Below are 26,892 nucleotides of genomic sequence, written 5' to 3'. Positions count from 1 at the left end.
CTGGAACTCAATAACCCGCCCGATCATGCATTCGTCGATGGCACCATTATTACAGGCATTCAGGAACACCTTTTTCGGTGTTGCGAGACATCGTGTACGTCAATATGCATCTCGCTGACAATCAGCGCCTGAACCTGACTAACGCAACTCACATTACCAACCTAGTCTTTGGTATTTTGCGTAATGCTGGCGCACTACATCCGGGCATCGACCCTAATCTGGTGGTGTGCTGGGGTGGTCACTCTATCAATCCAATCGAATACCAATACACGCGTGAAGTGGGTCATGAGCTCGGATTGCGAGAACTCAACATCTGTACCGGGTGTGGTCCTGGGGCAATGGAAGGGCCAATGAAAGGTGCCGCCATTGGGCACGCTAAGCAACGTTACGATGCCCAACGTTATATCGGCTTAACCGAGCCTTCTATTATTGCTGCTGAGCCGCCTAACCCAATTGTGAATGAGCTCATCATCATGCCGGATATCGAAAAACGCCTAGAAGCGTTTGTGCGCATGGCTCATGGCATTGTGATATTTCCGGGTGGTGCAGGAACCGCAGAAGAGTTGCTTTACATTTTGGGAATCATGTTGCACCCGGAAAACGTCGATCAGCCGATGCCGATCGTATTAACGGGTCCGAAAGAAAGCGAAGCTTACTTCCGATCCATTGATAAATTCATCGGAGACACACTAGGTGAAGAGGCGCAAAGCCGCTATCAAATCGTGATTGGGGATCCAGAGAAAGCAGCGCGAATCATTAAAGAAGCAATGCCGGAAGTTCGTGAACACCGTAAAGAAACAGGCGATGCCTACAGCTACAACTGGTCACTGAAAATTGAACCGGAATTCCAACTGCCATTTGAACCGACACACGACAATATGGCGAATCTGGATTTACATCTCAATCAGAAGCCAGAAGTTCTGGCAGCAAAACTTCGTCAGGCTTTCTCGGGCATCGTTGCAGGTAATGTCAAAGCAGAGGGTATCCGGGAAATAAAACGCAAAGGACCTTTTGTTATCGATGGTGATCCGACTTTGATGAAGAAAATGGATCGTTTACTGGCCGATTTTGTCGAACAGCAACGAATGAAGCTTCCGGGTTCGGAATACATTCCATGCTACAAAATTGCGCTATCTGACCACTAGCGTCCTTCCTCTATGGTCAACATCCACCGATTCCAATACACTAAGGGGCATACGCCCCTTTTTCTTTAGAATTCAAAAATGTCGATTCATCTTGTCATCATTGATGCGCTTAACTTAATCCGAAGAGTTCATTCTGCGCAACCCGATCCAAACGATATCGCCCGCACTATCGAAACCACTGGCAAGACCCTGAATCGCATTTTGTCTGAAGCAAAGCCTACCCATATCATCGCAGTATTCGATCACCACTTACAAAACCGTGGGTGGCGAGCGGATATTCTTCCCACATACAAAGAGAATCGCAAACCCATGCCGGAGCCTCTGTTGAATGGGCTGGATGCGATTCAGGAAGCCTGGTGGCAGTTAGGGATCGATTCTTTACTTTCAGACGGTGATGAAGCGGATGATCTGGTCGCGACTTTGGCGTGTAAGGTGGCGAACCACGGTGAAAAAGTCACCATTGTGTCGACGGATAAAGGGTATTGCCAACTGCTTTCCCCTACCCTGCAAATTCGGGATTACTTTCAGCATCGCTGGCTGGATGCGCCTTTTATCGAAAACGAATTCGGTGTAAAGCCGGAACAACTCGCCGATTACTGGGGGCTAGCTGGCGTCAGTTCCAGCCAGGTTCCAGGCATTCCGGGGATCGGTCCTAAAGCAGCGAAAGAAATTCTGAACCTATACCCTGATATCGAAACAGCCAATGCATCGGAAGACCTCCCGGCAAAATACCGGAAGAAGTTTGACGAGCATTTCGAGTCCGCAAAGATTTGCAAGCAGATCTCCGCTCTTAAAACGGACATGGAGCTCGGATTTAACCTGCAAGATATCCGCTTTTCAAAGAATTAAGCTGCATTTCGAGTCAATTAAATACGTTTATAAAACCTGTTGTGTAATCCGTTTCATTCACAAGCTAAACACTTGGATAGCCTTATCTTACAAAGTACTGATTAGTTTAGAACCGGATTCACAGTCTTATTGATAGATTTCGTTATTTTTAATTCTCCTAATAACGGAGATAAAAAATAATGAAAAAACTTTTCCTGCTCTCTATCACTGCCATCCTTTCGTTCCCAACATTCGCGCAAACGTGCGCCAAACATCTTGAGAAAGGATTACCGTCAGCTCAAAGCGATCAAATTCTGTGTCGTGACGGCTATGCGGTGGGCTACAACTACAACACCAAAAACGCAGACTGGGTGGCATACCACATCACCGCAGACGGCGTGAATGTGTCCATTAAACGCAAAAACGCATTCAAAGCCGATCAGGAGTTACCAGAATATGCCCGTTCCACTCTGGCTGATTATCGAGGTTCTGGGTACGACAGAGGTCACCTTGCGCCCTCTGCGACGATGGACTTTACTCGACAGTCCATGCTGCAAAGCTTTCTGATGAGCAACATGTCTCCACAGTTACCTGGGTTTAACCGAAATGGCTGGAGAATACTGGAGGAACATGTCCGCGATTTAGCAAACGAATACCAGGAACTGTACGTGGTCACAGGTCCAATCTACCGAGGTGGAGAAAGCATTATCGGTGATGGCGTCACCATACCTAGTGCATTTTACAAAGTGATCCTCGATCCGAACCACGATGAAGCGATTGCCTTTATTGTTCCTCATCAAGAGGTGACGGGCGCAGAACTCGAAAGCTTTATTGCGACCATCGATGAAGTTGAAAGTCAGACTGGGTTGGACTTTTTCTCGACCACGCCAGATACCATTGAAGACAGCATGGAATCTCTTGAGTGGACTCAAATGTGGCCAACAAGCCATTAAGAACACTTAAAATATCGCTTCAATAACCAAAAAATCCAATCGATAACCGATTGGACTTTTTCTATTAATCTGACTTATTTTTGAAGCCTTTATATCATACAAGCTTATCCAGACGCTCACCAAAGAGCTCTTTTCTCCATCCTTGCATAACGTCTGGCACGCTGGCTGGATTTCTGTCTTTCTTCCATACCCAACTGATTAGCTGATTGAGCTGCTTTTTCGACGCCAGGAACTCCGTCGCTAATCCGCTTTTTTGAGACGCTTTTTTGACTTCGTCTTTCAGCTGTTTGAATAGCTGTTTATAGCCCGGCTTATCCATCAGTCTCTCAATCACATCTGGGTGCTCATCTTGTGGCACCTGTTCACCCTTTTTCACCATGGAAATTACAGTATTGCCATGGCGGCGAATTTCACGATGATCAAAACCTTGCTGCTCCATTTGTTTCAAGCCCTTGATACCAAATCGGGCGCATGCCCACAGGTTTTGCTCGCGGAAGACAAAGTTCAGTGCCAAGTCGCGTTTTAACGCTTCTTCTAATCGCCACTGAGCCAGAATTTTAAGGATGGCGAGCTGGTTTGGTCTGAGCTGCCAGGCACCTTTAATGTCCAGATAGGCTTTCTCTGGGTTATGGGTAACCACGCGTTTAGATGCAATCAGATCCGATTCCTGCTGAGCGGCTTCCCACCAGCCTGCGTCTTTTACCGCAGCTTCCAGCTTTTCATACATTGGCAGCAAATAATGCACATCGGCTGCTGCATATTCCAATTGCTTGTCCGTTAAAGGTCTTGCTAACCAGTCGGTTCTGGCTTCGCTTTTATCCAGCTCTACACCCAAGTACTCTTTCACCAATGCCGCGAACCCAGTCGACAAACCGTGGCCTAAAAACGCAGCCATGATTTGTGTGTCCATCATGGGAACTGGAATGGTGCCAAACACGTGAGCAAACACTTCTAAATCTTCTCCACAGGCATGAAGCACTTTCAGCACTGACGTGTCTTTAAGAAGGTCAACAAACGATGTCATGTCGGAAATGACAGTAGGATCAATGAGGGAAAGCACATTGCCATCAAATAGCTGAATTAAGCCAAGCTGAGGGTAAAAAGTGCGGGTTCGGACAAACTCGGTGTCCAGCATCACAGTATCGGCGTCGCGCGCAGCTAAACAAACAGCTTCTAATGCTTCTTTTGTATCGACTATTTGGTAGTTCACTTTATTCTCTTATTTATCATTCTGGATATACCCAAACCATTCATCAGGTCAAAGCGTAGTTGGGTTATCAACAAGCATAAAAAATGCCAGCAATTGCTGACATTTTAACACTCAAAGAGAATTTATGCTGAGCTTTCAACCGACTTAGGCTGAGGCATTCTCCTGATTTTCTTCACGAAGCGCTCTTCTCAGAATTTTACCGACGTTGGTTTTCGGTAAGTCATCGCGGAATTCAACCACTCTTGGAATCTTGTAGCCAGTCAGGTGTTCACGGCAGTGACCAATCAATTCTTCCTTGGTCAGGCTAGGGTCGCGCTTCACTACACAAATCTTAACCACTTCACCAGACACTTCATGCGGCTCACCGATTGCTGCCACTTCAAGCACTTTACCGTGCAAAGAAACCACATCTTCGATTTCGTTCGGGTATACGTTAAAGCCGGAAACCAGAATCATGTCTTTCTTACGGTCTACAATATGCAGGAAGCCATTTTCATCGAACTTCACAATGTCGCCAGTAGAAAGCCAGCCATCCTGATCTATTACGTCTTTTGTCGCTTCAGGGCGTTGCCAGTAACCCTGCATCACCTGTGGTCCACGAACCTGAAGCTCGCCCACCTGATCATTCGCAAGCACCTTACCTTCATCGTCTACAATTCGAACATCAGTAGATGGCACAGGCAAACCAATTGCCCCGCTGTATTCGGTTGAATCATGCGGGTTTGCTGCCACAAGTGGTGCGCATTCGGTCAGACCGTAGCCTTCCAACAGGAAACCACCCGTGATCTCTTTCCATTTATCAGCCACAGCACGCTGAACTGCCATGCCACCGCCCACTGCAATGCTTAAGCGGCTGAAATCCAGTTCTTTAAAGTCTTCGTTGTTCACTAACGCATTGAACAATGTGTTCACGCCCGTAATCGCTGTAAACGGGTATTTTTGCAATTCTTTAATGAAACCTGGAATGTCACGCGGGTTAGTGATCATTAAGTTGCGACCGCCAAGTTCGATGAACAGCAGGCAGTTCACTGTCAGCGCGAAGATGTGATAAAGCGGCAACGCGGTAACCACCAGCTCACGACCTTCCGTCAGAACCGGTCCGTATGCGCCTTTGGCCTGCATTACGTTAGCCAACATATTACGGTGCGTTAACACCGCACCTTTAGCTACGCCGGTTGTGCCGCCGGTGTACTGGAGAAATGCAATATCATCACCCGACATAAACGGCTTCACGTATTGTTCACGGCGACCTTTGCGAATCGCTTTACGGAACGAAATCGCATTAGGCAAATCGTATTTTGGCACCATGCCTTTCACGTATTTGACCACGAAGTCCACCAATGTGCCTTTTGCTCGCGGCAACATCTGACCCAAGCTAGTCAAAATCACATGTTTAATTGGAGTATTGTCGACCACTTGCTCCAGCGTATTGGCAAAGTTCGACACAATTACGATGGCTTTTGCGCCAGAGTCGTTAAGCTGATGCTCTAACTCGCGCGGTGTGTACAGTGGGTTTACGTTTACTGCAATAAGACCCGCACGCAAAATACCGAACAAAGCAATCGGGTATTGGAGTAAGTTCGGCATCATAATAGCGACGCGGTCGCCTTTCTGAAGCTTGAGTTCATTTTGTAAATAAGCAGCAAATGCTCGGCTTCGCTCTTCCAGTTTACGGAAGGTCATCACCGATCCCATATTCATGAAGGCTGGCTGGTCGGCATATTTATGTACCGATTGCTCAAACATCTCTACCAGTGATGGGTAGCTGTCCGGATCAATGGTTTCTGGTACGTCACTCGGGTAACGTGATAGCCAAACTTTATCCACAAATAAACTCCTCAAACTTGACTCGCTGTTATGTACAGTTCCAATGAACCGACCTATTACAGCACAGTCATTCGTATAGTGATACGAATTAATCAAACACTTGTTTAAATTTTGTTAACCAAATCCACAATCAATTGACTGACCTGATCTGGGCATTCCAAATGGCAATGATGACCACCCGGAACAGTGAACCAGAATTCGTTTGGTTGACCGCTCTTATCCATACTTTTTAATTTACTGAACCCTTTTTCGCCCAATATCACCAGATGAGGGCAGTTCAGGCTATCCAGTACATTCTGGCGATGCGGCGCTGACATGCGGTACAGAGAGTCGCATTTTAGTTTTTCATCGTGTCGCCAGAACCAACGATCTTCAACCTGCTCAAGAGCCCGGTATACCAAGGGTCGAATAAGGTCTTGTGATACTTGTGCCCTCACAGCACGCAATCGGACAGCATCTTCCGGATCGGACAGGCTTTTGGAGGGTTTGTCGCGATGCTTTAGACGGCTTTCAATACCAGAACGCAGCCTTTTCACACCATTTTCTGCTTCTTCAGCCAGAGGACCATACCCTTCAATTTCGACCAGAGCAGCGATCTTTTCAGGAAACGCGGCACTATAGCAACTTGTGACTAATGCACCAAGTGAATGCCCCACCAAAACCACTTCATTCGCTGAAAGTTTCAACAAAGTGCGGTGAAGATCGTCTATATAGTCATGAAAAGGATAAAAGTTGTCCTCTCCCTTGGAACTGGAAAGACCGTGCCCGGGCAAATCTATCGCAATCAAATGCCAGTCTGGCTTTGACTGAAGCATCGACGCCATCACTGAGATAAAACTGGCGGCGTTATCCATCCAGCCATGAACAAAAACGACCGTCTTAGCGGCCGTTTTTGCGTTACCCATTTCAATGGCTGCGATGCGCTGATGCTCATCCAGCCAATATTGTGTTTGTTCCATCATTTCACTTCTTGGATGACTTTTGCCTTACTGGAACCCAGTCGGCTTGAGCGGCAGTGAATACCGTAGCAAGGGTACAGATAAGTATCAAAGTCATGAATGATCACAGACTCTTCAACCTTCCACAAATGCATTCCGTAAGCATTCATCACTGGGAATGTATATTCAAACTCCCCTACTTTGCCTTTCTCTGTCGGTTGAGATTTACCTACTACAGTGACCACCCGACCTTCAGCAAAGGTAACGGGATCGACAAACCCTTCAACGTAAGCGACAAAGCGACCATTGGCATCGGTACTGATGTCTGGTTTTCCAGTTTTGCTGATGGGCAAGTTTACCACTTCAATACGAGACTGCTTTTCCAAATTGGTAACACTGGCAATCAAACCGCCCAAGCGAACATCCACATTCTGTTCAGAAGATGACGCAAATGTAGGGTAATCGGTAATCACATTTTCAGATTGGGCTGTGAGCTGTTCTGGCAAGCTGGAACAGGCAGAAATAAGAAGGGCGGATAGGATAAGAAGGGATCGGCGAACTGACATAACATGCTCCGACAATTAAGACTGATATCAACTATATCAAACTGATAAACCTAAGTAACTTGATGTTACGTTGGTATTCGGTCTGAAATTCAAATATAGATATCGACCCCCAAAAGCTGGGCAAGTTCCTCTTTTTTAGCCTGGTTCATCACATCCATATACTCTTCCATCGCCCGACGAGAGCGCCCTTCAGGTAGGTCATATTGAATTTGTGCTTTATGGATATCCGACTCATTCACGTGGCGGATGGTTTTGGCAACGGCGTCCGCAACCTTAGTAGGCTGACTTGTAGGTTGCTTCCCATCATTTTTCTTAACCTTAGCCTGCTTTTGCGTCTTGTTGGTATTAGGAACAACAACTGGAGGTAAACCGTTAATGGATGCCATAAAAGTCCTTTGGTTTTATACCTGAGCCCGAAAAACAAGCTCAGGTAGACTCGTTTTTACTCTTTACCCGGCAGCTTTTTCCAAGCCACGTTATCACGTAAATAAACCGGGCTAGATTCCTCAACTGGAACCGTATTTCCTTTCGCGAATTCGAATTGTGCCAGTACTGCCATGTCCTGAGCATCTGGATAAAGCACATCTCCTGCTTCAGTAGAAATGGGTAATCCATTCATTTCTTCTGAGTAAGCGTCCCAACCGGTGCCCGCTTTCGTCCAAATCTGACCATCGTCCGTCAAGTTTTCTGCCAGTACAGAAGGTGGAACCACACATTCGGCGTCGTGTTCTGCCCATTCGCCACTTTCTTGACGCACATAGCGACCCCAGTACACTTCACTCATTCGCGCATCGATAGCCACTGCCGCTGAGGCTTTGCCATGCACGCGGTAAGTCGCCTGTGCCATAGCCTTCATGGTTGATACACCAATCATAGGCAAATCCGCACCGAATGCTAAACCTTGTGCAATACCAATGCCAATTCGCACACCCGTAAAGCTGCCCGGTCCACGTCCGAACGCCAAAGCGTCCAGATCCTGAAGCGTCACCCCTGCTTCTTTTAGTACTTCATCTACCATAGGCAGCACTTTTTTGGTGTGGTCACGAGGTGCAACTTCGCTTCTTGCGTACAGTTGACCATCGACTATCAGTGCCACAGAACAGTTTTCCGTTGCGGTGTCTAAAGCTAGAATTTTTGCGCTCACATTACGCCTCAAGTTTTTCATTTGTTTCTTGTTGGGATGAATCAATATACCCAAGTAACCTCAAGATGCTAGGTTCAGCGAGAATTAACTGGTTTTCAGGCAAGACACCGATTTGAAGATCTAGTGGCTCTAAATCAAAAATCGGTAACGCAGTATGAAAGCCAGTTAAACTCGCCCTTGGGAGCCCATAGTCTGTCTCATTTCTTCGTCAAAGAACTTGGAAATGACTTATCATTCCGCTGCGTCCTTTTCCTTGAACTGAAACAGGCTATGAGGCTCTGAATCCTGCACCTTGAGGTCACTTGGGTATATCAACCAGGAATTCACTGATGATTCCTAAATCCCGTGTTCTTGGAATAGGCGGCAGGCTTCGTAAGAACACTGCGCCGTAATCACGCGTCACCAGCCGGTTATCGCAAATGATCAATGCCCCCTGATCTTTCTTATCTCGAATCAGACGCCCGACTCCCTGTTTTAAGGTAATCACCGCATCTGGAATCTGAACCTGATTGAAAGGTTCGCCGCCGCTGAGTCGGCAATCTTCAATTCGAGCCTTAAGCAAAGGGTCATCTGGTGCCGTAAAAGGAAGTTTGTCGATGATAACACAGCTCAGTGCATCGCCTCTCACATCGATCCCTTCCCAGAATGCCCCAGTCGCCACCAGCAAAGCGTTACCGAGTTCTAGGTACTCTGCTAATAGTTTCTGCTTGGTGGTTTCTCCCTGCATCAACACAGGGATAGAAAGCTGTTCCCGGAACCGCTCTGCCAGCTCGCGCATCATACTGTGGGAGGTGCAAAGAAAAAAGCATCGACCGCCGTTTTTCTCAATAACGGGTCCTAACATTCTGGCGAGCTTATCCGCCATGCCGGGGCTATTGGGCTCAGGTAAGTACCTTGGTACACAGAGTCTGGCTTGCTGCTCATAGTCGAACGGGCTAGGTAAAGAGAATTGCTGAGAAGGCGCGAGTCCCAGCCTTTGCGTGAAATGGCTGAAATCATCCTGAACAGCGAGCGTTGCCGAAGTGAAGATCCACGCGCCTTGCTTCATCTCAACCTGCTCGCGGAATTTCTCGGCAACAGAAAGCGGCGTAATGTGTAACGAGAAATGTCTTGGCGAGCATTCAAACCAGTAGGAATACCCGGTAATACTCACTTTGCAGACTCGCTCAATTCGCGCTTTGATGGCATTGGCTCTTTCAAAGGCTGCATCCAGAAGCTCGCTGCGACCCAAAGCAACTTTTAGCACATCGATGGCTAAGTCCAGCACATCTATCAGCCTTGTTGTTTCACGCTCAATAGAAGGGGATTTCATGGCTTCACGCCAGTTTCCTCGAAAACCCGGTTCTCCTAATACTAAACGCATGTCCATAGCAGACTGAACAAGCCTGTCAGCTACTTTTTGCAACTGCCTCATGTCTTTGGCTTCAGTGCGGTAGCCGATTTCGATGTCTTTGGATAATTCTTGAATTTGACGACTAGAGATCGATGAACCGAAGTACTGGCTGGCGATATCTGGAATCTGGTGTGCTTCATCGAATACAAACACATCCGCCTCAGGGATCAGTTCACCAAACCCGGTTTCCTTGATCGCCAAATCCGCTAAAAACAGGTGATGGTTCACCACCACTACATCGGAATCCATGGCTTTCTGGCGCGCTTTGACCACAAAGCAATCCTGATAACTGGGGCACTCTTTGCCTAAGCAGTTATCGTTGGTTGAGGTGATGTCAGGGATGACAGGGCTGTCTTCGGCAATGTCACTGCACTCCCCCAGATCTCCACTTTTGGTCTCCGACGCCCAGCTCCGCACTTTCACCAGTTGAGACAGTAATGTGGAGTCCGCTTCTACTGAGTGACTTTCCACCATCTGGCGGCTTAATCTGTCTAAACACAAATAGTTCGAACGCCCTTTCAGCAACGCGACACTGCCATAGAAGCCAAGAGCATCAGTCATTAAAGGGAGATCGCGGTGAAAAAGCTGTTCCTGAAGGTTTTTGGAACCGGTGCTGATGATCGTTTTTTCCCGCTAAGTAAAGCAGGAACCAGATAAGCAAACGTCTTGCCTGTTCCTGTTCCGGCTTCAACTACAAGCTGTGACTGCTCTTTGATGGATTTTTCCACAGCGCGCGCCATATCAAGCTGAGCCTGACGCGGCTGAAAGCCTTTGATTGCTTTACCTAATGCGCCATCGGAGGAAAAAGTTTTGTCGATCATAAATGCTGTAGGTTGGGGTCTGTTGATCCTAAAGAGAAAGACCGAATTATGGCAGGTTTAAAGCAAGGGCGCGAACTCAAATTGAGATCCGCGCCCTTCAGTAATCACTTTGGCTTTTATTTACGGTTTAGGTAGCGCTCAAGCCATGCGGGACCTTGGAAAGAATCGTCGTTCATCAGTGCATTAGCGGCTTCAGAAGGGGTGGCTTTTTCTTCCCAGAGCTGGTTGAGCATATCTTCATCGATATCGTGATTCCCAACAAGAGACGTGACGCGTTCTACATACAATCTACGGGCTAACAGTTCTTTATCCATCAGAATCACCTCTTTGATATGCAGGAGTAAAAACCATTGAGTTTCTAAGCAGACTCCTGAACTTGCTTATTTTGTTGAAACCACCGTCATAATAGATTAATTATAGACAACATATTGAGGCTCACACCGCGAATTCTTTTTTATAAAGCCCACTCTTGTCTCAAAAAAATTTATTCGGAAATCAAAAAAATTATTACAGGAAGTAACCAAAAAAATGCAACGAAAAACGCTACTTACGCATTGTAATGATGCCCCCGGACTCATCTCCAAAATCACCAATATTTGCTATAAGCATCAGCTCAATATTATTCATAATAATGAATATGTTGATAATTCAAGCGGTCATTTTTTCATGCGTACCGAACTTGAAGGCTACTTTAATGATGAGACTTTCTTACTCGATTTGGACCAGGCACTACCAGAAGGCGCAAAAAGAAAACTGGTAGGCTCAGGTCGCAAAAAGGTGGTCATTTTAGTAACGAAAGAAGCGCACTGTCTGGGTGACATTCTGATGAAGAACTATGACGGCAGCCTGGATATAGACATTGCAGCGGTCGTCGGCAACTACGATACCCTTCAGAATCTGACGGAAAAATTCGACATTCCATACCACCATGTGTCCCATGTGGATCTGTCTCGTGAAGAGCATGAGCAAAAAATGCTGGAAGTGATTGATAGTTACGATGCAGATTACCTGATTCTGGCAAAATACATGCGCGTGCTTACGCCGTCGTTCGTTGAACAGTACCACCACAAGATCATCAATATTCATCACAGCTTTTTGCCTGCCTTTATTGGCGCAAAACCTTATCAGCAAGCGTTTGATCGCGGTGTGAAGATCATCGGTGCAACCGCGCACTTCGTCACCAACGATCTGGATGAAGGTCCAATCATTAAGCAGGACGTGATTCCAGTCGACCATAATTTCAGCGCATCCGATATGGCGCAAGCGGGGCGCGATGTTGAGAAAAACGTGCTCAGCAAAGCCATCAATAAAGTGGTAAATGATCACGTGTTTGTTTACGGCAATAAAACTGTGATTCTGTAAAACTCATTGAAAAACAAAAACGGCGAGATAATTTTATCTCGCCGTTTTTGTCGTAACCTAAATTAAAGTTCAGATTGTTCTGATGCCACTACGTCTTTCAAAGAATGCGGATGGAGCTTGATACAGACACCATTGTATTTAAAGGCAACGGTAGGATTTGGCAGCCGTTCTCCCTCCCCTTTAGGGCTGGAAAGCTTCATTTTCACGCCTATTTCCGACAATTTCGGTAAAACTTGGCTGAATTGAGGGAATTGCTGCTGCAAAAACAGCAAATAGTCGTCAGCAGACTGCGCGGTTGATGGAATAACGAACTCCACATGCTCCCAGGATTCTTCTGGATAAGTTTTCCCCGGCGCCGGATAGGGCAACTCCAGGCACTCAATGTCCCAACGGCTGGCGTTAAGCAAATCATTAAATGCTAACACTATGATCGGGCGGCCATTAATCTGTGCTGATGAAATCTCCTTTCCCCAGCCAAGCCAAGCTTGGTGCGCGGCTTTTGCCGTCTCTGAATCATTGATTCGAAGCGCAATATGATCGGCTTGATAATCCGTTAAGTCGATTTGAATTAGCTCCGCCAACGCTTCAATTTTCTTCATAAATTCGGGCAGTTGGCCGACCATATTTTCTGGCATTAGGTCCTTGCGAACATAGAGAGGAGACATGGATTACTCACTAAAATCTGATTTTCCGGCAATTCTATCAATATCGTAGCGAAAAGTAGAAAAAATCATTTTTTTCCGACTACTAGAGCCGAGAGAAAGTTGGTATGATTAACGCCATTTTGTGAACTAGAACAAGTATCCATTCCCTCTCCACCAAATATGTGGGTTAACTCTGCGGGAATGCATCAGAGCAATTCTTAGAATTGAAGGAAACTCGAGTGAATATCCAAGCACTTATTAACGACAAAGTATCTCAGGCTCTCGAAGCCGCTGGCGCACCTGCAGGCAGCCCTGCCGCTGTTCGTCAATCAGCAAAAGCACAGTTTGGTGACTACCAGGCAAACGGCGTAATGGGCGTAGCAAAAAACTGGGTACGAATCCTCGAGAATTTGCACAAAAAGTACTGGATGTTCTTGACCTGGAAGGCATTGCGAGCAAAACCGAAATCGCAGGTCCGGGTTTCATCAACATTTTCCTAAGCGAAGAGTTCCTGGCAAAACAAGCAGACGCTGCACTGGCAGACGAGCGTTTGGGTGTGGCGAAAGACGAGCCACAAACCATCGTTACCGACTACTCTGCGCCAAACGTTGCCAAAGAAATGGCAGTTCACCACATTCGTTCAACCGTTATTGGGGACGCAGTGACTCGTACACTGGAGTTTCTTGGGCACAAGGTGGTTCGTGCTAACCACATTGGTGACTGGGGAACTCAGTTCGGTATGCTTATCGCAAACCTAGAGCGTGTTCAGAAAGAATCGGGCGAAGTGTCGATGGAGCTTTCCGATCTAGAAGCCTTCTACCGCGAATCGAAAAAGCTATACGATGAAGATGAAGCCTTCGCTGAAAAAGCGCGTAACTATGTTGTGAAGCTGCAAAGTGGTGATGCATACTGCGCAGAAATGTGGAAGAAGCTGGTCGACATCACCATGGTTCAAAACCAGCGCAACTACGACCGTTTGAATGTATCGCTATCACTGAACGATGTGATGGGCGAAAGCATGTACAACGACATGCTTCCTCAAATTGTAGCTGACCTTAAAGAAAAAGGTCTGGCGCAAGAAGATGACGGCGCACAAGTTGTATTCCTGGACGAGTACAAAAACAAAGACGGTGAGCCTATGGGCGTTATCGTTCAGAAGCGTGATGGCGGTTTCCTTTACACCACAACCGACATTGCCTGTGCTAAGTACCGTTACGAGCAGCTAGGCGCTGACCGTGTACTTTACTTTATCGATTCACGTCAGCATCAGCACCTGATGCAAGCCTGGACGATTGTTCGTAAAGCGGGTTATATCCCTGAAAACGTCTCACTGGAGCACCACGCATTCGGCATGATGCTAGGCAAAGATGGCAAACCATTCAAAACTCGTGCTGGCGGTTCAGTGAAACTCACCGACCTACTGGATGAAGCAGAACAACGCGCCGAAAAACTCATCGAATCTAAGAACCCAGAACTGGCTTCAGAAGAGAAAGCGAAGATTGCCAACACTGTTGCAATGGCAGCCGTGAAATACGCCGACCTTTCTAAGCACCGTACCACCGATTACGTGTTCGACTGGGACAACATGCTGGCATTTGAAGGCAACACTGCGCCTTACATGCAATACGCCTACACTCGTGTTGCGTCTGTATTTGCAAAAGCGGGCGTTTCTATGGATTCGCTTGAAGGTGAAGTAAAAATCACTGAAGAGAAAGAAAAGACACTGATCGCGAAACTGCTTCAGTTTGAAGAAGCGGTGCAGTCTGTAGCTCGCGAAGGTCAGCCTCACATCATGTGTAGCTACCTGTTCGAACTGGCAGGTCAGTTCTCCAGCTTCTACGAGGCTTGCCCAATCCTGATTGCCGAAGACGAAGCCGTGAAACAAAGTCGTTTGAAACTGGCTGCGCTAACAGCGAAAACCATCAAACAAGGTCTGTCGCTGCTGGGTATCGAAACCCTAGAGCGTATGTAATCTGGCTGACAGCTAAATCATCAAAAAAATCCCTCGAACTGTTCGAGGGATTTTTTTGAACGTCCTAAATCAAGATAAGTTAAGGATTAATCACACACCCAGTTCATACGGGAGAAATCAAAGTAAAAGCTCTGCATTGGTATGTAATTCAACCCTTTCAGACATTTGTGTACACCAAGCTTGTCCACCGAATTTTGCAGGAAGATATCGACTTGATTGTCGACCAGGTATTGCTGAACCTGCTTGTAGATTTCATTGCGCTTAGCAGGATCGTTTTCCAGCCTTGCCTGTTCAATCCAGCTATCCACTTTTGCATCTTGCAGCCACGACATGGATGCCCAACTGCCCGACGCATCGGAGTGGTATTGATTGAAGAACACTGCGTCTGGTGATGGGTACACTGGCTCGTAAAAGATCTGATTCACATGCGGGGTGGTTTCAGGTTTTGAAGCAATCTCCGTCACTCGGTTCCACGGGTCTTTTTGCAATGTGGTTTTAAACCCGATGGTTTCCAGAGTCGATTGCAGTAGTAAGGCTATTTCTTCCTCAAACGCCGCACCTGCGACATACCCGAGCACTAATGGGATTTTGCCTTTGCCCGCGTATTTCGACTGGTCAACGTACTGCTTGGCTTTATCCAGATTAAACTCAGGCAGCTTAAGTGAATCAAGATAAGCCGATTTAAATGCGGGAGGCAAAGGTCCTGCCAGAGGTTCACCTTCGTAAATCACTTCATTGATGGTGGCGTAATCCACAGCGTATGCGATCGCTTTTCGAATGTTCACATCGTCGGTAGGCGCTACTTTGTTGTTCAACTTTATATAGAATCCGGTCGCGGTTTTCTGTTTGTCGATTTCGTAGTTTTTCAGCTTCGCCAGTGCCGAATAGGTTTCTTCTGCCTGATAAACACTGGTGAGGTGCAGTTCTTCCTTGTTTGCCAGCGCTTTAACTGTGGCTTCATCATTGGTAACCAGCAGACGAACCTTATCTATTGGTTTATCACCAAAGCTACCGTGGTATCCGGTGTAGCGTTCAAGCATCATCCGGCTGCCACGTTGCCAGCTCACTTTCTTATAAGGTCCTGCTCCTAGCACGTTCTCCGCAATGTAGTCTTCAGCCCATTTGTCGCTGCCACCTGCTTCCATGGCTTTGTCACTGTTCACGACAAACAAAAGCGGGGTGGTGGCTAAAAATGCGGATGACGGTTCAGTAAGACCAATCTGAACGGTCTGCCCGTCCACCGCTTTTAACTTATCCAGATCAATGCTTTTCGAGAAGAAACCCGCCGGACCTTCATTAAGGGTCAATAGACGTTGAATGGAATACACCACATCCTTAGCTTCCACCGAACTGCCATCGTGGAAAGTTGCGCCTTTTTTCAGGTGAAACAGATAGGTTTTCCCGTCTTCAGACACTTCCCAACGCTCTGCCAGCAAAGGGGCAATATCGCCGGACGTATTTACTGTTGTCAGACCGTCATACAGGTTTACCGCTCCCATGTATTCGGTGTAGTCCGTGATTTTTGCCGGGTCGATGGTTCCGATTATCTGAACCATGCTGACGGTAATCTCCACGGGTTTGTTGTCTGCGGCGACAAATGGCGCAGACAAGACACCAGCAAGTGCCAGCGCTGTTGTTGCTTTCTTCATAACCTCTACTCCATGTTCTATTTAGCCCACCATTCAGCGGGCAAACTTCCTTCCGTGCTGCCTTGAATCGTTCTAAGTTACCCTTGATCGATCAAAGGTCGGTATTCGATTTCTGGATAGCCAAATGCCGCAGGTCCAACAACTTCCAGTGCTCGCGGCGTACAAAGCAGTGGATGACAAGGGATTCCGACCACGGCGACCTTCTGTCCATAACGAAGAACGTCGGTAGTAATGGCATGACCGGTATCAATGTTTAACACCACGATCAGATCCGGAACGCTGACCATGGTTTTTCCATTCATTCGAAACACCAGATTTTCATTCTGAATATCGATGTTGGCTTCTTCACCTTGGTATTCACTCAAACCTTGCAAGGTGAGCTGACCCACGGTGAAACCGGAACGCATGCGACGCTCCAAATCGACGATCTTACCTTTGAAAAGCATCACGCCATTTTCTGAATTCATGATGACATCGATAGGATTGCGCTTGGCTTCGTTCGCCTCCATGACTGCTTTACCTAATCTCAATGCCTGGCTGACTGTGCCCGGAATGGCGTATTTTTTAACAAACGACCCTTTCATTGGCGCTTCTGCCATGGCGGCACTACCGCCCATTTCCACAACTGTGGTTCGGGCAAGGTTTTCCAGCCAATATTCGTCTTTTAGTTTCTGGAATACCACGTTGTTACCGTGGCAGTCAGACATGGCGGCAGGCATGCTGCAATGACCGTACATACTGAACGTTGTCATCTGCATTTCAGGAAAAGCACGTCCCATGCCGTCGCCATCGACTACAGGCAAGTCGAGCTGAGCAGCTGCGGTCATGGGTTTGATTCCATTTGCCCCACCGATTTCAACGGAGATAATGGCGTCTACTTTGCGCCCGGTTTCCCGTTCCAGAATCTCCACAACCCTTTTTAGCTCTTCGCCTTCATTGATTTTTTCAACTGAAACCGCTGGCGCGCCAATTTCACCAATCGAAACCACCAGCGCATCATCAGGCAGCTCTTCCATCGACATCAGGCGAATTCGTCGCCCCTGACGCAACTGTTCTAAAACCTCTAGCTTCCCATAGTAAGGGTTACCTCCCCCACCTGTTCCGAGGATTGCCGCGCCAATTTCGATGGCTTCGATGTCTTGTACTGTCAGTTCTTTCATGATCCCACCTTTAAATCGCCCACAACTTTTAAGCGCACTCTTGTGGCATTACCCGGCAGGTACGCCAACGGCACATCTTCCTTTTCCACCACTTCGATTGATTCCGGCATCGCCCCTGCGTGAATGGCTCGTTCTGTTGCTTCTTGCTCAGCCTGAGAAAACGCTTCTTCACGGCTGATCTCCGCTAAGCTGTAGACTCTGTCTACCTCACCGCTCACCTGAGCAATTGCCGCCCCTACCGCATTAGCAACGTGGAAATGAGGCGGTCGAATCACTTTCAGATCCCCGACCTGCTCTTTCACCAACACACTGCCGCCGCCAACCGCCAATACCGGAATGGGCGTTTTGGATAAGCGGTTGCTTTCTACCGCATCAAAAATCAGTTCATCGATTTGCTTGCTGCACTCTTCGAGAAGTTCGTCAGACAAATCATCCACTGCGGAGTGATGCCCGAGTTCCAGTTGCCCGAGAGCCACCGCAATGTCCGACGTGGTAAGCGTATTACCACCAAACACCAGAGCTTCTTTACTCAGGCGGTAGCCGACACTGTCGGGACCTACGCTAATCAGCCCGTTTTCCTGATGAATTCGGGTACCGCCACCCAGACCAATGCTCACCATATCTGGCATACGGAAATTGGTTCTCACACCACAGATATCAACATGCGCGTTTGCCTGACGGGGAAAGCCATTCTGAAGCAGACCAACATCACTGGTTGTGCCGCCTACATCCACGACGATGGCGTCTTTCAAACCAGAGAGAAACGCAGCCCCTCGCATGGAATTTGTGGGGCCACTGGCAAACGTCAGCACGGGGAATTTTTTCACGTAAGTTGCGCTCATCAATGTGCCGTCGTTCTGGGTGACATAAAACGGGCAATAAACACCACACTCATTGAGCGCATGTTCGAACGCCTTAACGGTTTTTTCGCTCAGTTCACGCAGACTTGCATTCAGAATGGCGGCGTTTTCCCGCTCCAGAAAGCCGATGCGCCCAACATCCACCGAACAAACGATGTCAAACTCCTCCCAGACTGAACTCAGGATCTCTGCTGCTCTTCGCTCCATATCGTCATTGACCGGACCAAATACACAATTCACCACCACATGGCGGATCCCCTTATCTTTCAGCTCATTAGCGATGTCAGTCAGTGCCGATTCGTCAAGAGGGTTGATGGCTCTGCCATCAAAGTTGTAGCCACCTTCAATTTCGTAGTGGTGGCGTCCGATGGCATCTACCAGCCCTTCTGGCCATTGGGCCATGGGAGGAATTGCTGAAGAGCTAGGCAGTGCCAATCGGATCACCGCTGTCTGGGTTAACCGGGTTTGTTCAACGACCGCATTGGTAAAATGCGTTGTCCCAATCATTACCGCACTGAGGTCTTTCTTATCCACTTTCCCTGTGCTTAGTACCTGATTGAGCGCTTCTTTCACTCCGCTGGTCACGTCCTTGGTGGTGTTCATTTTCACCGACGCAAGCAACTCGCTTCCTTTCATTATCACGGCATCCGTGTTGGTGCCGCCGACGTCGATACCGACTCGTAAATCTAAAGACATGAAAAACTCCGTTTTATCTTCCTTTGCCTCGCTAAAGCGAGGGCTTGCTGTTTTGTTCTTCTTCACTCAACACCGGAATGGCGTTTATCAGGCGTCGGGTATAGGGGTGTCTTGGTGACTCGAATACACTGTCTGGCTCGCCTTCTTCCACCACCTTGCCACGTAGCATTACCGCGATCTGAGTGCAGAAATTCCGCATCAGGCTTAAATCGTGAGAGATAAAGATGTAGGTCAGACCAAGTTCGCGATGCAGACGCCTAAGCAGCTCAATCACGCTCTTTTGAACCGAAACATCCAATGCTGACGTGGGTTCATCCAGCACCAGAATTTTTGGGTTTGCGGCTAATGCCCTCGCAATGGCGACCCTTTGCTTCTGACCGCCAGAAAGGTTTCCGGGATAGAGTTCTGCATGGTGCTCTGTGAGCTCCACCATGTTCAGAATGTCCAGAATTCGCTGGTTCAGCTCCTCCCCTTTCAGCCCGGCGATAAACTTAAGTGGCACTTCGAGAATTTGCCTTACACTGCGCTTAGGGTTCAGCGAGCCTCCGGGGTTCTGATACACCATCTGCACGGCATGAGACCCGTGTTCCGACTGGTATTCACTTAGGCTTTGCTGACCAAAATTCAGAACGCCGGATGTGGGCGATTCGAGCCCCATGACCATTCGGGCTACTGTGGTCTTTCCCGATCCGGACTCGCCTGCCAGCCCGTAAATATCTCCATCACGAACCGTCAGTGACACGTCCTGAACCGCATGATTGGTATGAATCGGGCGATATAAGAGGTTCCTTTCCGTGACAAAAGATTTACTCAGAGAAGCAATGTTCAAAAGTGTTTTGCTGTCTGGTCTTGGCGTTGAGTGAACATTCGGACCATATAATGGAGGAACAGCAGCAAACAAGCGCTGAGTGTAAGGATGACAGGGCGTTGCAAACAGATCCGTTACGCTGCCATGCTCAACAATTCGACCATGCTGCATCACGTACACATAATCGGATGCCTGACGGACTACCCCTAAATTATGACTAATCAGAAGCAGCGCTAAATTTTCTTCTTCCACCAGCGTGTTGATAAGACGAATAATTTCAGCCTGAGTCGTCACATCCAGCGCCGTCCCCGGTTCGTCAGCTATCAGCAGTTTGGTTGGATGAAGTAATGCCATGGCGATCAGTACTCGCTGACGCATACCACCGGAAAGCTGAAACGGGAAGCTCTTGTACACGCGTTCTACTTCATTGAGCTGCACCTTCTTCAGCGCTTCATAAATGGCTTCCTGACGCTGCGCTTTACTGCGCGATACACCCTCACGCTTATCAACGTATTTAAGAACGTCATCAAGGTGCGTTCCGATACGAAAAACGGGGTTAAATGAAGACAGAGGATCTTGCTGAATCATTGACATGACAGTGCCTTTCAGTCCTTCCCGCTCCTCTTTACCCAGTTCAAAAACGGACCGTCCTTCAACGTCGATTTCTCCACCAAGTACCCGCGCAGTTCTTTCTGGCAGATTGCCAATCAGGGCTTTGCTGGTCACACTTTTTCCTGATCCTGTTTCTCCAACTAATGCCACTCGCTGACCGGGCTGGATCTGGATGGATACGTTATGCAAAACCTGCTTGGATACGCCGTAGTTTTCAAAGCTGACATTAAGGTTGCGGATATCGACCAATGCTTTATTCGCCATCGTTAAACCTCCACATCCAGCATGTCCCTGAGACCATCGCCCAAGAGGTTAAAACCGAAAATGGCGTACAATATGGCGGCACCGGGAAGCAGGGCTTCCCACCAGTATTCCGGCAGGTATTCTGCTCCTGAAGCCACCATGGTTCCGAGATCCGGTGTAGGAGGCTGAACCCCCAACCCAAGGAAGCTCAGTGTGGCACCAAACAGAATGACGAATCCCGCATCGAGGGTCGATTTTACGGTGATCGCCCCCATGCAGTTGGGAAGTAACTCTTTAACCAAGATGTGGTACGGGCTGGCACCCGCCATTTTTGCTGCCTCGATGAATTCCTCTGTCATCAGACTTTTTGCCAGTCGATAAACCAGCCGACAGTGCCAGTTCCACCACAAAAAGGAGATCGCAATCATGGCATTGGTTAAGTTGGGTTCCAGCACGGCTGTAATCGCCAGCGCTAAGGCAAGAGGAGGCACTGCAAGTAACATGTCATTCAACCGCATGATGGCAAATTCAACCCAGCCACCTGCATACGCAGCCAGAAGACCCAAAGTGACACCAATAGGTATGGCAATACCTAACACGCCAAATACGAGTTTCAGGCTGACCTGATAACCGAAAATCACTCGTGTAAAAATGTCTCGTCCGACGTTGTCAGTACCAAACCAGTACTCAGAAGATGGTGCTAAATGACGAGCTCGAAAATTCACATAGCTACCTACCTGATCCGCATAGGGAGAAATCCAAGGAGCAAACAGCGCAGACAGCACCACACTCAACACAATAAACGCGCCAATGATCGCCATTGGGTTGGCAGAAAATCTGCGCCAGTATTTCTGAAAAGAGGTGGTTGTATGAGCCTGTTCATTTACAGACACTTCTTCGGAGCCATTGGGTAGTGTGGTCAATGAATCGGATTGCTGATCCATATTAGCGGGCTCCTTTGAGTCTGAGTCTTGGGTCGACAATGGAGACTAGGATGTCGATGGTCAGGTTGGCGACGATGAAAATCACACCAGACACCAGAACCACTCCCATTACCGCGTTGAAATCGTTGTGGAGAATGGTACGCACTCCATAACTGGCGATGCCAGGCCACGCGAATACCATTTCCACCACAAAAGCGTTGCCAATCAGAGAAGCAAACTCCAACCCAAGAATGGTCAGCGGCGCAGAGGCACTTAATCGCCATAAGTATTTGAAAGTAATAAGAGGTTTAGGTACACCTGCCGCTCGCAAGGTAACCACATGATCGCGATGAGCAAACTCAATCACACTTGAGCGAGTAATGCGCATCACCTGGGCAATACCCGCTGCGGACAGTGCAATACTGGGTAGAAGCAGATGCTGAAAGCCATCAAGAAAAACATCTCCGCGACCCGCCAGTATGCTATCGACCAGTATCAGACCCGTGACATGCGCTTCAAATGCCAGATCAGCATCCAACCGCTCCAAAACAGGCAGGTCAATCAGCCCAATACTGGCAAGCAGTTGAAAGAGTATCGCCAATAAAAATGCGGGCGTGACCACCCCCATCAACGAAAGCAGTCGAGAGCATTGATCTATCCATGAATTTTGTCGGTAAGCCGCCAGCACTCCCAGAGGGATTGCGATGACGGTCATAAGGAAAACAGTGCAAATCACCAATTCTAGTGTGGCAGGAAGGGCGTTAGTAATATCGCGAGCCACAGGCTGCCCTGTGAGTAGGGAATCTCCCATGTCGCCTTGCAACACACCCGATATATAGTTGAAGTACTGAACTGCTGCTGGCTGATCCAACCCCATTTCATGGCGCAGAGACTGAACCTGCTCATCTGTAGCAAGCGGTCCAAGCGCAATCCGAGCTGGATCCCCAGGGATTAGCCGGGCGACAGTAAAAATAATGACCGAGAGACCGAACAAAACCAGCGCAAATCCTGCGACTCGCTTTGCCAGCATCCTGAGGACTTCCATGTGCTGACTCCATATAACATCCGGCTTCCTGCCGACTGCTTTTTGTACAATAAATACAAACTAACAGCCGTTCTGAAACAGCAACAAGCACACTTTTGGGTAGTTTTTTAACTAATTCGGGTAGGAAGACAGTGATGAAACTCAAAGCAGATGCGCATTTGGCGTTCAAGAGGTAAGTAGTGTTCGGAAAACGAGTCGCCCTGAAGGTTATTTTGGGTAGTAATCAATAAAAAATGGGTAGTGAGATATCATACCCAACTTTGCTCACGAGCAACCTGTAGCAATTGTTGTCGGCTGTGACAACCCGCTCTCTGATACATCTGTTTAAGATGGTATTTCACTGTGTTTTCACTGATGCCCTGATGACGAGCTATCTGTTTATTGGTCATCCCTTCATTCAACCTTGATAAGATCAACGTCTCTTTCGTGCTAAAGGGACCGCTTCGCCGGACAAGGTGTTCTGCTTCGTAGGCGCTGTTAACCAGTGGGAGTAAATCTTGGACTTCGACAGAAATCTGAGAACCTTGCAGCCGCAAGGATTGTAAAGCTTTAAGCGGCTCCAGTATCCACTCAGACTCCATCAGAAACGGCAACTGAATACCTGTCTGAGTCGTCAGGATGACGGCTTCTTTTAATACCGATTGCGCCAGCCCTTCGTCATGGGCAGCGAAGCGCAAACGACAAACGAACAAGGACATAAATACGCGGCTCAAACCGTCATTTTGGCTCTCCAATGCCAGTTCGATCTCCGCAATTTTTTGTTCCACTTCTTTTACTGAAGGACGATTCTGCCTCGCCAGAGCTGACACCTGATTTCTAAGCTGAAGCAGCCTGAAGAGTTTGTCCCGATTTTGTGGCTTCTCAACATTTTGCATCCGGTATTGCTCAAGTGCCTGCTCCGCCTGAAACCATTGCCCTTGCTGCTGCAAAAGATAGGCTTGAATTAATTCAAACTCCCGCGAGTAAGACGCCCCCATAACTTGCCAGTAATCGGCTTTTAGACCGTCCAGCTTCTGTAATGTCTGAGTGCTACCCGACGAAAGGCTGTCGATTAAAACGCCACACCAGCAGTAATCTTTCATCATGGTGGTCCACATCTCGCGTCCACCTTCCGCTAGCCCGACACTCTTCCAGAGATCAAACGCTTGAGACAACTTGCCCTTCAAGAGCGCTATCCGCGCTTCCTCCAGATACAGCATATCCATTTCGTTGTATAGTTCATCAACAAAACTGACTGATTTCAAACACTTTCGTCCGATATCAACCTGACGCTGGGCCTCATCCAGTTTTCCCAATTCAATGCAAATGTTGGACATGTGAAGACACATAAAAAATTGCAAATAAGGAGCCCCCGCGTCACCATAAGATCGGTAAGCAATTTCACCGGAAATACTGGCTTTCTCAAACAATTCTATATCGATGTAATTGGCGCACAATTCGTTGTGGAGAATACCTAAATACATGGGGTCGTTAAGAAAATTGGGATGCAACTTCTCTAGCTGCTGGCAAGAAGTCTCTGACGGTTTACTGCTCTTGAAAGGGTCCAGCATGGACTTCATCAACCGGAGAATGGGCTGTTGACTGGCGTGTTTGGTTTTTATTGCTTCAAACAGGGTAATCGCATCTGCAATATCTCCCGACTTAAGTTTTGAGAGCATGGTTGCCCAGCACAAATAAATGTTCCCTTCGACAATGGGTTTTGGCATCACAGCCAGCACTGTCTTAAGGGCAGCGTACCCATACAGGCAACCAAACATGCTGTCGCCATTTTCTTCAAACCAACGGATGGCCAAGTCGTAATTGCTGGACTGAGCTGCCTCGGTAATGGCGAGGATAACCTGACCAGTATCGTAGTGACTTTTGGCGACAATACGCATTGCCTGTTGGTGGTAGCGACCATTTTTACGGGCGAATTTTCGCAGAGGTTCCTTTAGCATGGGGATACCTAAACGAAGCCTGCCCCCGAGTTCTACCTGCACAATCGGTGATAGAGATGCAATTTCGGATTCTGATAATCCACCTCTTTCCTGAGGAATGCCTTCAGAAAACGCCAGCGCCACCAACGCCCGAACCACTTTAAACGGAAACACGGACAGTAGGTTAACGGCAACAAAATGATGCCATTGAGACAAAAATAATGGTTCATTTAACCGCTCAGCGTAATCGACCAATATTGGCCACCCTGCTGTCTGCTCATACAGCGTTTCGGCGTCTTCTACGCCTAGAGTCCGAATCTCTTCCACTGAAAAAAACAGATCCTGACTATTGAGAATAGCAACGTGTTTGTAAAGCAAGTGAACACTGAGCGACGGAGGGTGAGCCAGCAAACCGACCCCTAGGTAAATTCTGGCTTTTTTACGTTTGATTTGAGGCAGTTGCTTTAAGATAAGGTCAAGCTGAAAGGTATCTTCGTCGTGTCCAGCATCAATAACGACCCGTTCCCCTTCTCGTAGTTCATCCGCACCAAGGAAATGCTCCTGAATATCGACATCCAGAAGTCGGGCAAACATTTCCAGAGTGCGCGTTTTTCCACTTCCTGGAAAACCGCTGATTAACACTATGGGGTGCTCAATGTCCCTGAGCCGATATAACAAAGATTTCCGTTCGTGCATGTTTCAGATAAACAACTCAACCTTTCAATGACTGATTACTTATTAACCTAAAGCAGAGGGCATAAAATTACCAGTGTTCCCTCAATCCCATAAAGAAAGCCCATTCAAAAAGAATTGAATGGGCTTTAAAAAACAAACAAATTTATCTTTAATAAAGTTCGGTACCGTCTGGTCGGGTGCGAAGTAAATTGAGGATCCACATATATTGTTCTGGTCGATCCCGAAGAAGCTCTTCGAGCGCTTGGTTCATCATTCTTGCGTCCTGCTCTTCATCTCCTGTTGGGAAATTTTCTAGTGCAGGCAGAATGAAAAGCTCAAACTTCCCTTTTTCTGCATTGTACGCTGGGATCATCGGGACAACTTTGGCACGGCTGAGTTTTGCGAGCTTACCAAATCCTTTTAATGTCGCTTTCTCAGTGCCGAAGAAAGGAACGAAGACAGAATTCTCGGCACCATGATCTTCATCTGGCAGGTAGTAAGCCATGTACCCTTCTTTGATTGAACGAAGGTAGGGTTTTATTCCGGCGTGTCTGGGAACAATTCGACCACCATAGCGCATTCGCTGAACGTTCATCAGCCAGTCACCAATGGGGTTCTTTTGCGGACGGATCATAATCACGACATCATGACCATAAGAGGAGAAATACATTCCGGTGTAATCGATCGCCCAGCAATGGGGTACTAGGGCTATCACCTTCTCTCCGTTTTCTAGACGCGGGAAAAGATGTTCACCACCGAATACTTCCCCTCGGTTCTGATTATACTTTTTGCTACGAACAGTCAGTTCGGCATAACCAAGGAAAAACTGTGCGGCCACTTCATACATCTTTTCCAACAGTGCCTGGCGTTCTTGTTCTGACTTCTCTGGGTAGCACAACTCAATATTTTTCTTGGCGCGACGCAATGCTCCCGAGTTTCTTTTGGAGAAAAAGCGTGACAGCCAGGCGGCGAATTTGTCGCGCGGTCGATGAGGAACAAATGCAAGGATCAGGGCAAATCCGATACCAATCCAGGTTGGCCAGTACTTGGGGTGTAAAAACGACCATTGAAATTTTGGATCGTACAATTGTTTTTCGATGTTATCGCTCATTCGACCATGAAATCTGTCTTGGGATTAGGCGCGTTATGGTATAACAAAGGTCACTCAAAACAAACTACAGATACTTATGGCTTTTTCCCTGCATCCCCAATTAGAAAAGGACACCTCTCACATCGGTGATTTTCCTCTTTGCACAGTACTGCTCCACAAGGATGCAGCAGTACCCTGGGTCATTCTGGTTCCAAAAGAAGAAAACCTAACGGAGCTGCACCACTTGTCAATGGACAAACAACAACAGTATCTGGTTGAATCACAGCTTATTTGCCAAACGCTGGAGAAGCTTTTTGAACCCGAAAAACTGAATACGGGCGCGCTCGGTAACATAGTTCCACAGCTGCACCTTCACCACATTGCTCGATATAAGAACGATCCTGTTTGGCCA

20 protein-coding genes and 3 pseudogenes are annotated in these 26,892 nt (G+C 47.7%); 6 read left to right on the top strand and 17 right to left on the bottom strand.

The genetic code is table 11. The annotated features are described in order from the left end of the window. The 3 genes and pseudogenes from ppnN to RH89_RS23550 all read left to right on the top strand — a co-directional run. Positions 1 to 1,145 (top strand): annotated as a pseudogene (ppnN, locus tag RH89_RS23560) (nucleotide 5'-monophosphate nucleosidase PpnN); the annotation flags it as partial. A gap of 78 nt (positions 1,146 to 1,223) precedes the next feature. After that, the gene (gene xni / locus RH89_RS23555) at positions 1,224 to 1,994 is read left to right on the top strand and encodes a flap endonuclease Xni (protein WP_004407443.1); all 771 of its coding nucleotides are present in this window, start codon (positions 1,224 to 1,226) and stop codon (positions 1,992 to 1,994) included. 179 nt (positions 1,995 to 2,173) lie between these two features. Beyond that, entirely contained in the window at positions 2,174 to 2,926 is a 753-nt protein-coding gene (locus tag RH89_RS23550) for a DNA/RNA non-specific endonuclease (RefSeq protein WP_004407440.1), read from the top strand. A gap of 94 nt (positions 2,927 to 3,020) precedes the next feature. Here RH89_RS23550 and rnd read toward each other — a convergent pair whose 3' ends face one another. From rnd to RH89_RS23510, 8 genes and pseudogenes are all read right to left on the bottom strand, one after another. After that, a complete protein-coding gene (gene rnd / locus RH89_RS23545; RefSeq protein WP_004407437.1) occupies positions 3,021 to 4,136 on the bottom strand; it encodes a ribonuclease D in 1,116 nt (371 codons plus the stop codon). A gap of 144 nt (positions 4,137 to 4,280) precedes the next feature. Beyond that, entirely contained in the window at positions 4,281 to 5,963 is a 1,683-nt protein-coding gene (fadD, locus tag RH89_RS23540; protein WP_004407435.1) for a long-chain-fatty-acid--CoA ligase FadD, read from the bottom strand. Positions 5,964 to 6,067: 104 nt separating this feature from the next. Further along, entirely contained in the window at positions 6,068 to 6,922 is an 855-nt protein-coding gene (locus RH89_RS23535) for an alpha/beta fold hydrolase (RefSeq protein ID WP_004407433.1), read from the bottom strand. After that, on the bottom strand, positions 6,922 to 7,467 hold the full coding sequence (locus RH89_RS23530) for a Slp family lipoprotein (RefSeq protein WP_004407431.1): 546 nt from the start codon (positions 7,465 to 7,467) through the stop codon (positions 6,922 to 6,924). Before RH89_RS23530 ends, RH89_RS23535 begins: the two co-directional genes overlap by 1 nt. A gap of 89 nt (positions 7,468 to 7,556) precedes the next feature. Beyond that, positions 7,557 to 7,853: a hypothetical protein gene (locus RH89_RS23525; RefSeq protein WP_004407430.1), complete on the bottom strand. Its 297-nt coding sequence runs from the start codon at positions 7,851 to 7,853 to the stop codon at positions 7,557 to 7,559. A 56-nt stretch (positions 7,854 to 7,909) separates the two neighbouring features. Beyond that, on the bottom strand, positions 7,910 to 8,611 hold the full coding sequence (gene tsaB / locus RH89_RS23520) for a tRNA (adenosine(37)-N6)-threonylcarbamoyltransferase complex dimerization subunit type 1 TsaB (protein WP_004407427.1): 702 nt from the start codon (positions 8,609 to 8,611) through the stop codon (positions 7,910 to 7,912). Positions 8,612 to 8,909: 298 nt separating this feature from the next. After that, positions 8,910 to 10,825, bottom strand: a pseudogene (gene yoaA / locus RH89_RS23515) (DNA repair helicase YoaA). A gap of 116 nt (positions 10,826 to 10,941) precedes the next feature. Further along, entirely contained in the window at positions 10,942 to 11,139 is a 198-nt protein-coding gene (locus RH89_RS23510) for a hypothetical protein (protein WP_004407425.1), read from the bottom strand. Between the two features lie 214 nt (positions 11,140 to 11,353). Here RH89_RS23510 and purU point away from each other — a divergent pair, with 214 nt between their 5' ends. Continuing rightward, positions 11,354 to 12,187, top strand: a complete 834-nt coding sequence (purU, locus tag RH89_RS23505) for a formyltetrahydrofolate deformylase (RefSeq protein WP_004407423.1) — start codon at positions 11,354 to 11,356, stop codon at positions 12,185 to 12,187. Positions 12,188 to 12,249: 62 nt separating this feature from the next. On the opposite strand, the gene RH89_RS23500 is transcribed toward purU, so the two are convergent. Next, positions 12,250 to 12,852, bottom strand: a complete 603-nt coding sequence (locus RH89_RS23500) for a VOC family protein (protein WP_038147177.1) — start codon at positions 12,850 to 12,852, stop codon at positions 12,250 to 12,252. Positions 12,853 to 13,070: 218 nt separating this feature from the next. Between RH89_RS23500 and argS the strand changes: the two are divergent. Next, positions 13,071 to 14,803: pseudogene (argS, locus tag RH89_RS23495) on the top strand (arginine--tRNA ligase). An 86-nt stretch (positions 14,804 to 14,889) separates the two neighbouring features. Here argS and RH89_RS23490 read toward each other — a convergent pair. From RH89_RS23490 to lpxM, 8 genes are all read right to left on the bottom strand, one after another. Next, a complete protein-coding gene (locus tag RH89_RS23490; RefSeq protein WP_004407415.1) occupies positions 14,890 to 16,452 on the bottom strand; it encodes an ABC transporter substrate-binding protein in 1,563 nt (520 codons plus the stop codon). A 77-nt stretch (positions 16,453 to 16,529) separates the two neighbouring features. Beyond that, on the bottom strand, positions 16,530 to 17,612 hold the full coding sequence (locus RH89_RS23485; RefSeq protein WP_004407414.1) for a DUF917 domain-containing protein: 1,083 nt from the start codon (positions 17,610 to 17,612) through the stop codon (positions 16,530 to 16,532). Beyond that, positions 17,609 to 19,168, bottom strand: a complete 1,560-nt coding sequence (locus tag RH89_RS23480; RefSeq protein WP_004407413.1) for a hydantoinase/oxoprolinase N-terminal domain-containing protein — start codon at positions 19,166 to 19,168, stop codon at positions 17,609 to 17,611. Before RH89_RS23480 ends, RH89_RS23485 begins: the two co-directional genes overlap by 4 nt. 31 nt (positions 19,169 to 19,199) lie before the next feature. Next, positions 19,200 to 20,852 carry a dipeptide ABC transporter ATP-binding protein gene (locus tag RH89_RS23475; RefSeq protein WP_004407412.1) on the bottom strand — a complete coding sequence of 551 codons (1,653 nt, stop codon included), beginning with the start codon at positions 20,850 to 20,852 and terminating at the stop codon, positions 19,200 to 19,202. 2 nt (positions 20,853 to 20,854) lie between these two features. Beyond that, positions 20,855 to 21,775: an ABC transporter permease gene (locus tag RH89_RS23470; protein ID WP_004407411.1), complete on the bottom strand. Its 921-nt coding sequence runs from the start codon at positions 21,773 to 21,775 to the stop codon at positions 20,855 to 20,857. Position 21,776: 1 nt separating this feature from the next. Beyond that, complete coding sequence (locus RH89_RS23465) at positions 21,777 to 22,799, bottom strand: ABC transporter permease (protein WP_038147175.1); 1,023 nt, start codon at positions 22,797 to 22,799, stop codon at positions 21,777 to 21,779. Between the two features lie 248 nt (positions 22,800 to 23,047). Further along, positions 23,048 to 25,357 (bottom strand): helix-turn-helix transcriptional regulator, encoded by a 2,310-nt coding sequence (locus RH89_RS23460; protein WP_038147172.1) that lies wholly within the window; start codon positions 25,355 to 25,357, stop codon positions 23,048 to 23,050. 202 nt (positions 25,358 to 25,559) lie between these two features. After that, positions 25,560 to 26,501 carry a lauroyl-Kdo(2)-lipid IV(A) myristoyltransferase gene (gene lpxM, locus RH89_RS23455; protein WP_004407408.1) on the bottom strand — a complete coding sequence of 314 codons (942 nt, stop codon included), beginning with the start codon at positions 26,499 to 26,501 and terminating at the stop codon, positions 25,560 to 25,562. Positions 26,502 to 26,577: 76 nt separating this feature from the next. On the opposite strand from lpxM, the gene RH89_RS23450 reads away from it, so the two are divergent. Beyond that, a partial coding sequence (locus tag RH89_RS23450) for an HIT domain-containing protein (protein WP_004407407.1) occupies positions 26,578 to 26,892 on the top strand: 315 nt, incomplete at its 3' end.

Origin of the sequence: Vibrio nigripulchritudo ATCC 27043 (assembly GCF_000222685.1) — a bacterium.
GTDB lineage: Bacteria > Pseudomonadota > Gammaproteobacteria > Enterobacterales > Vibrionaceae > Vibrio > Vibrio nigripulchritudo.
This window is presented reverse-complemented; position numbering and strand designations above follow the sequence as displayed.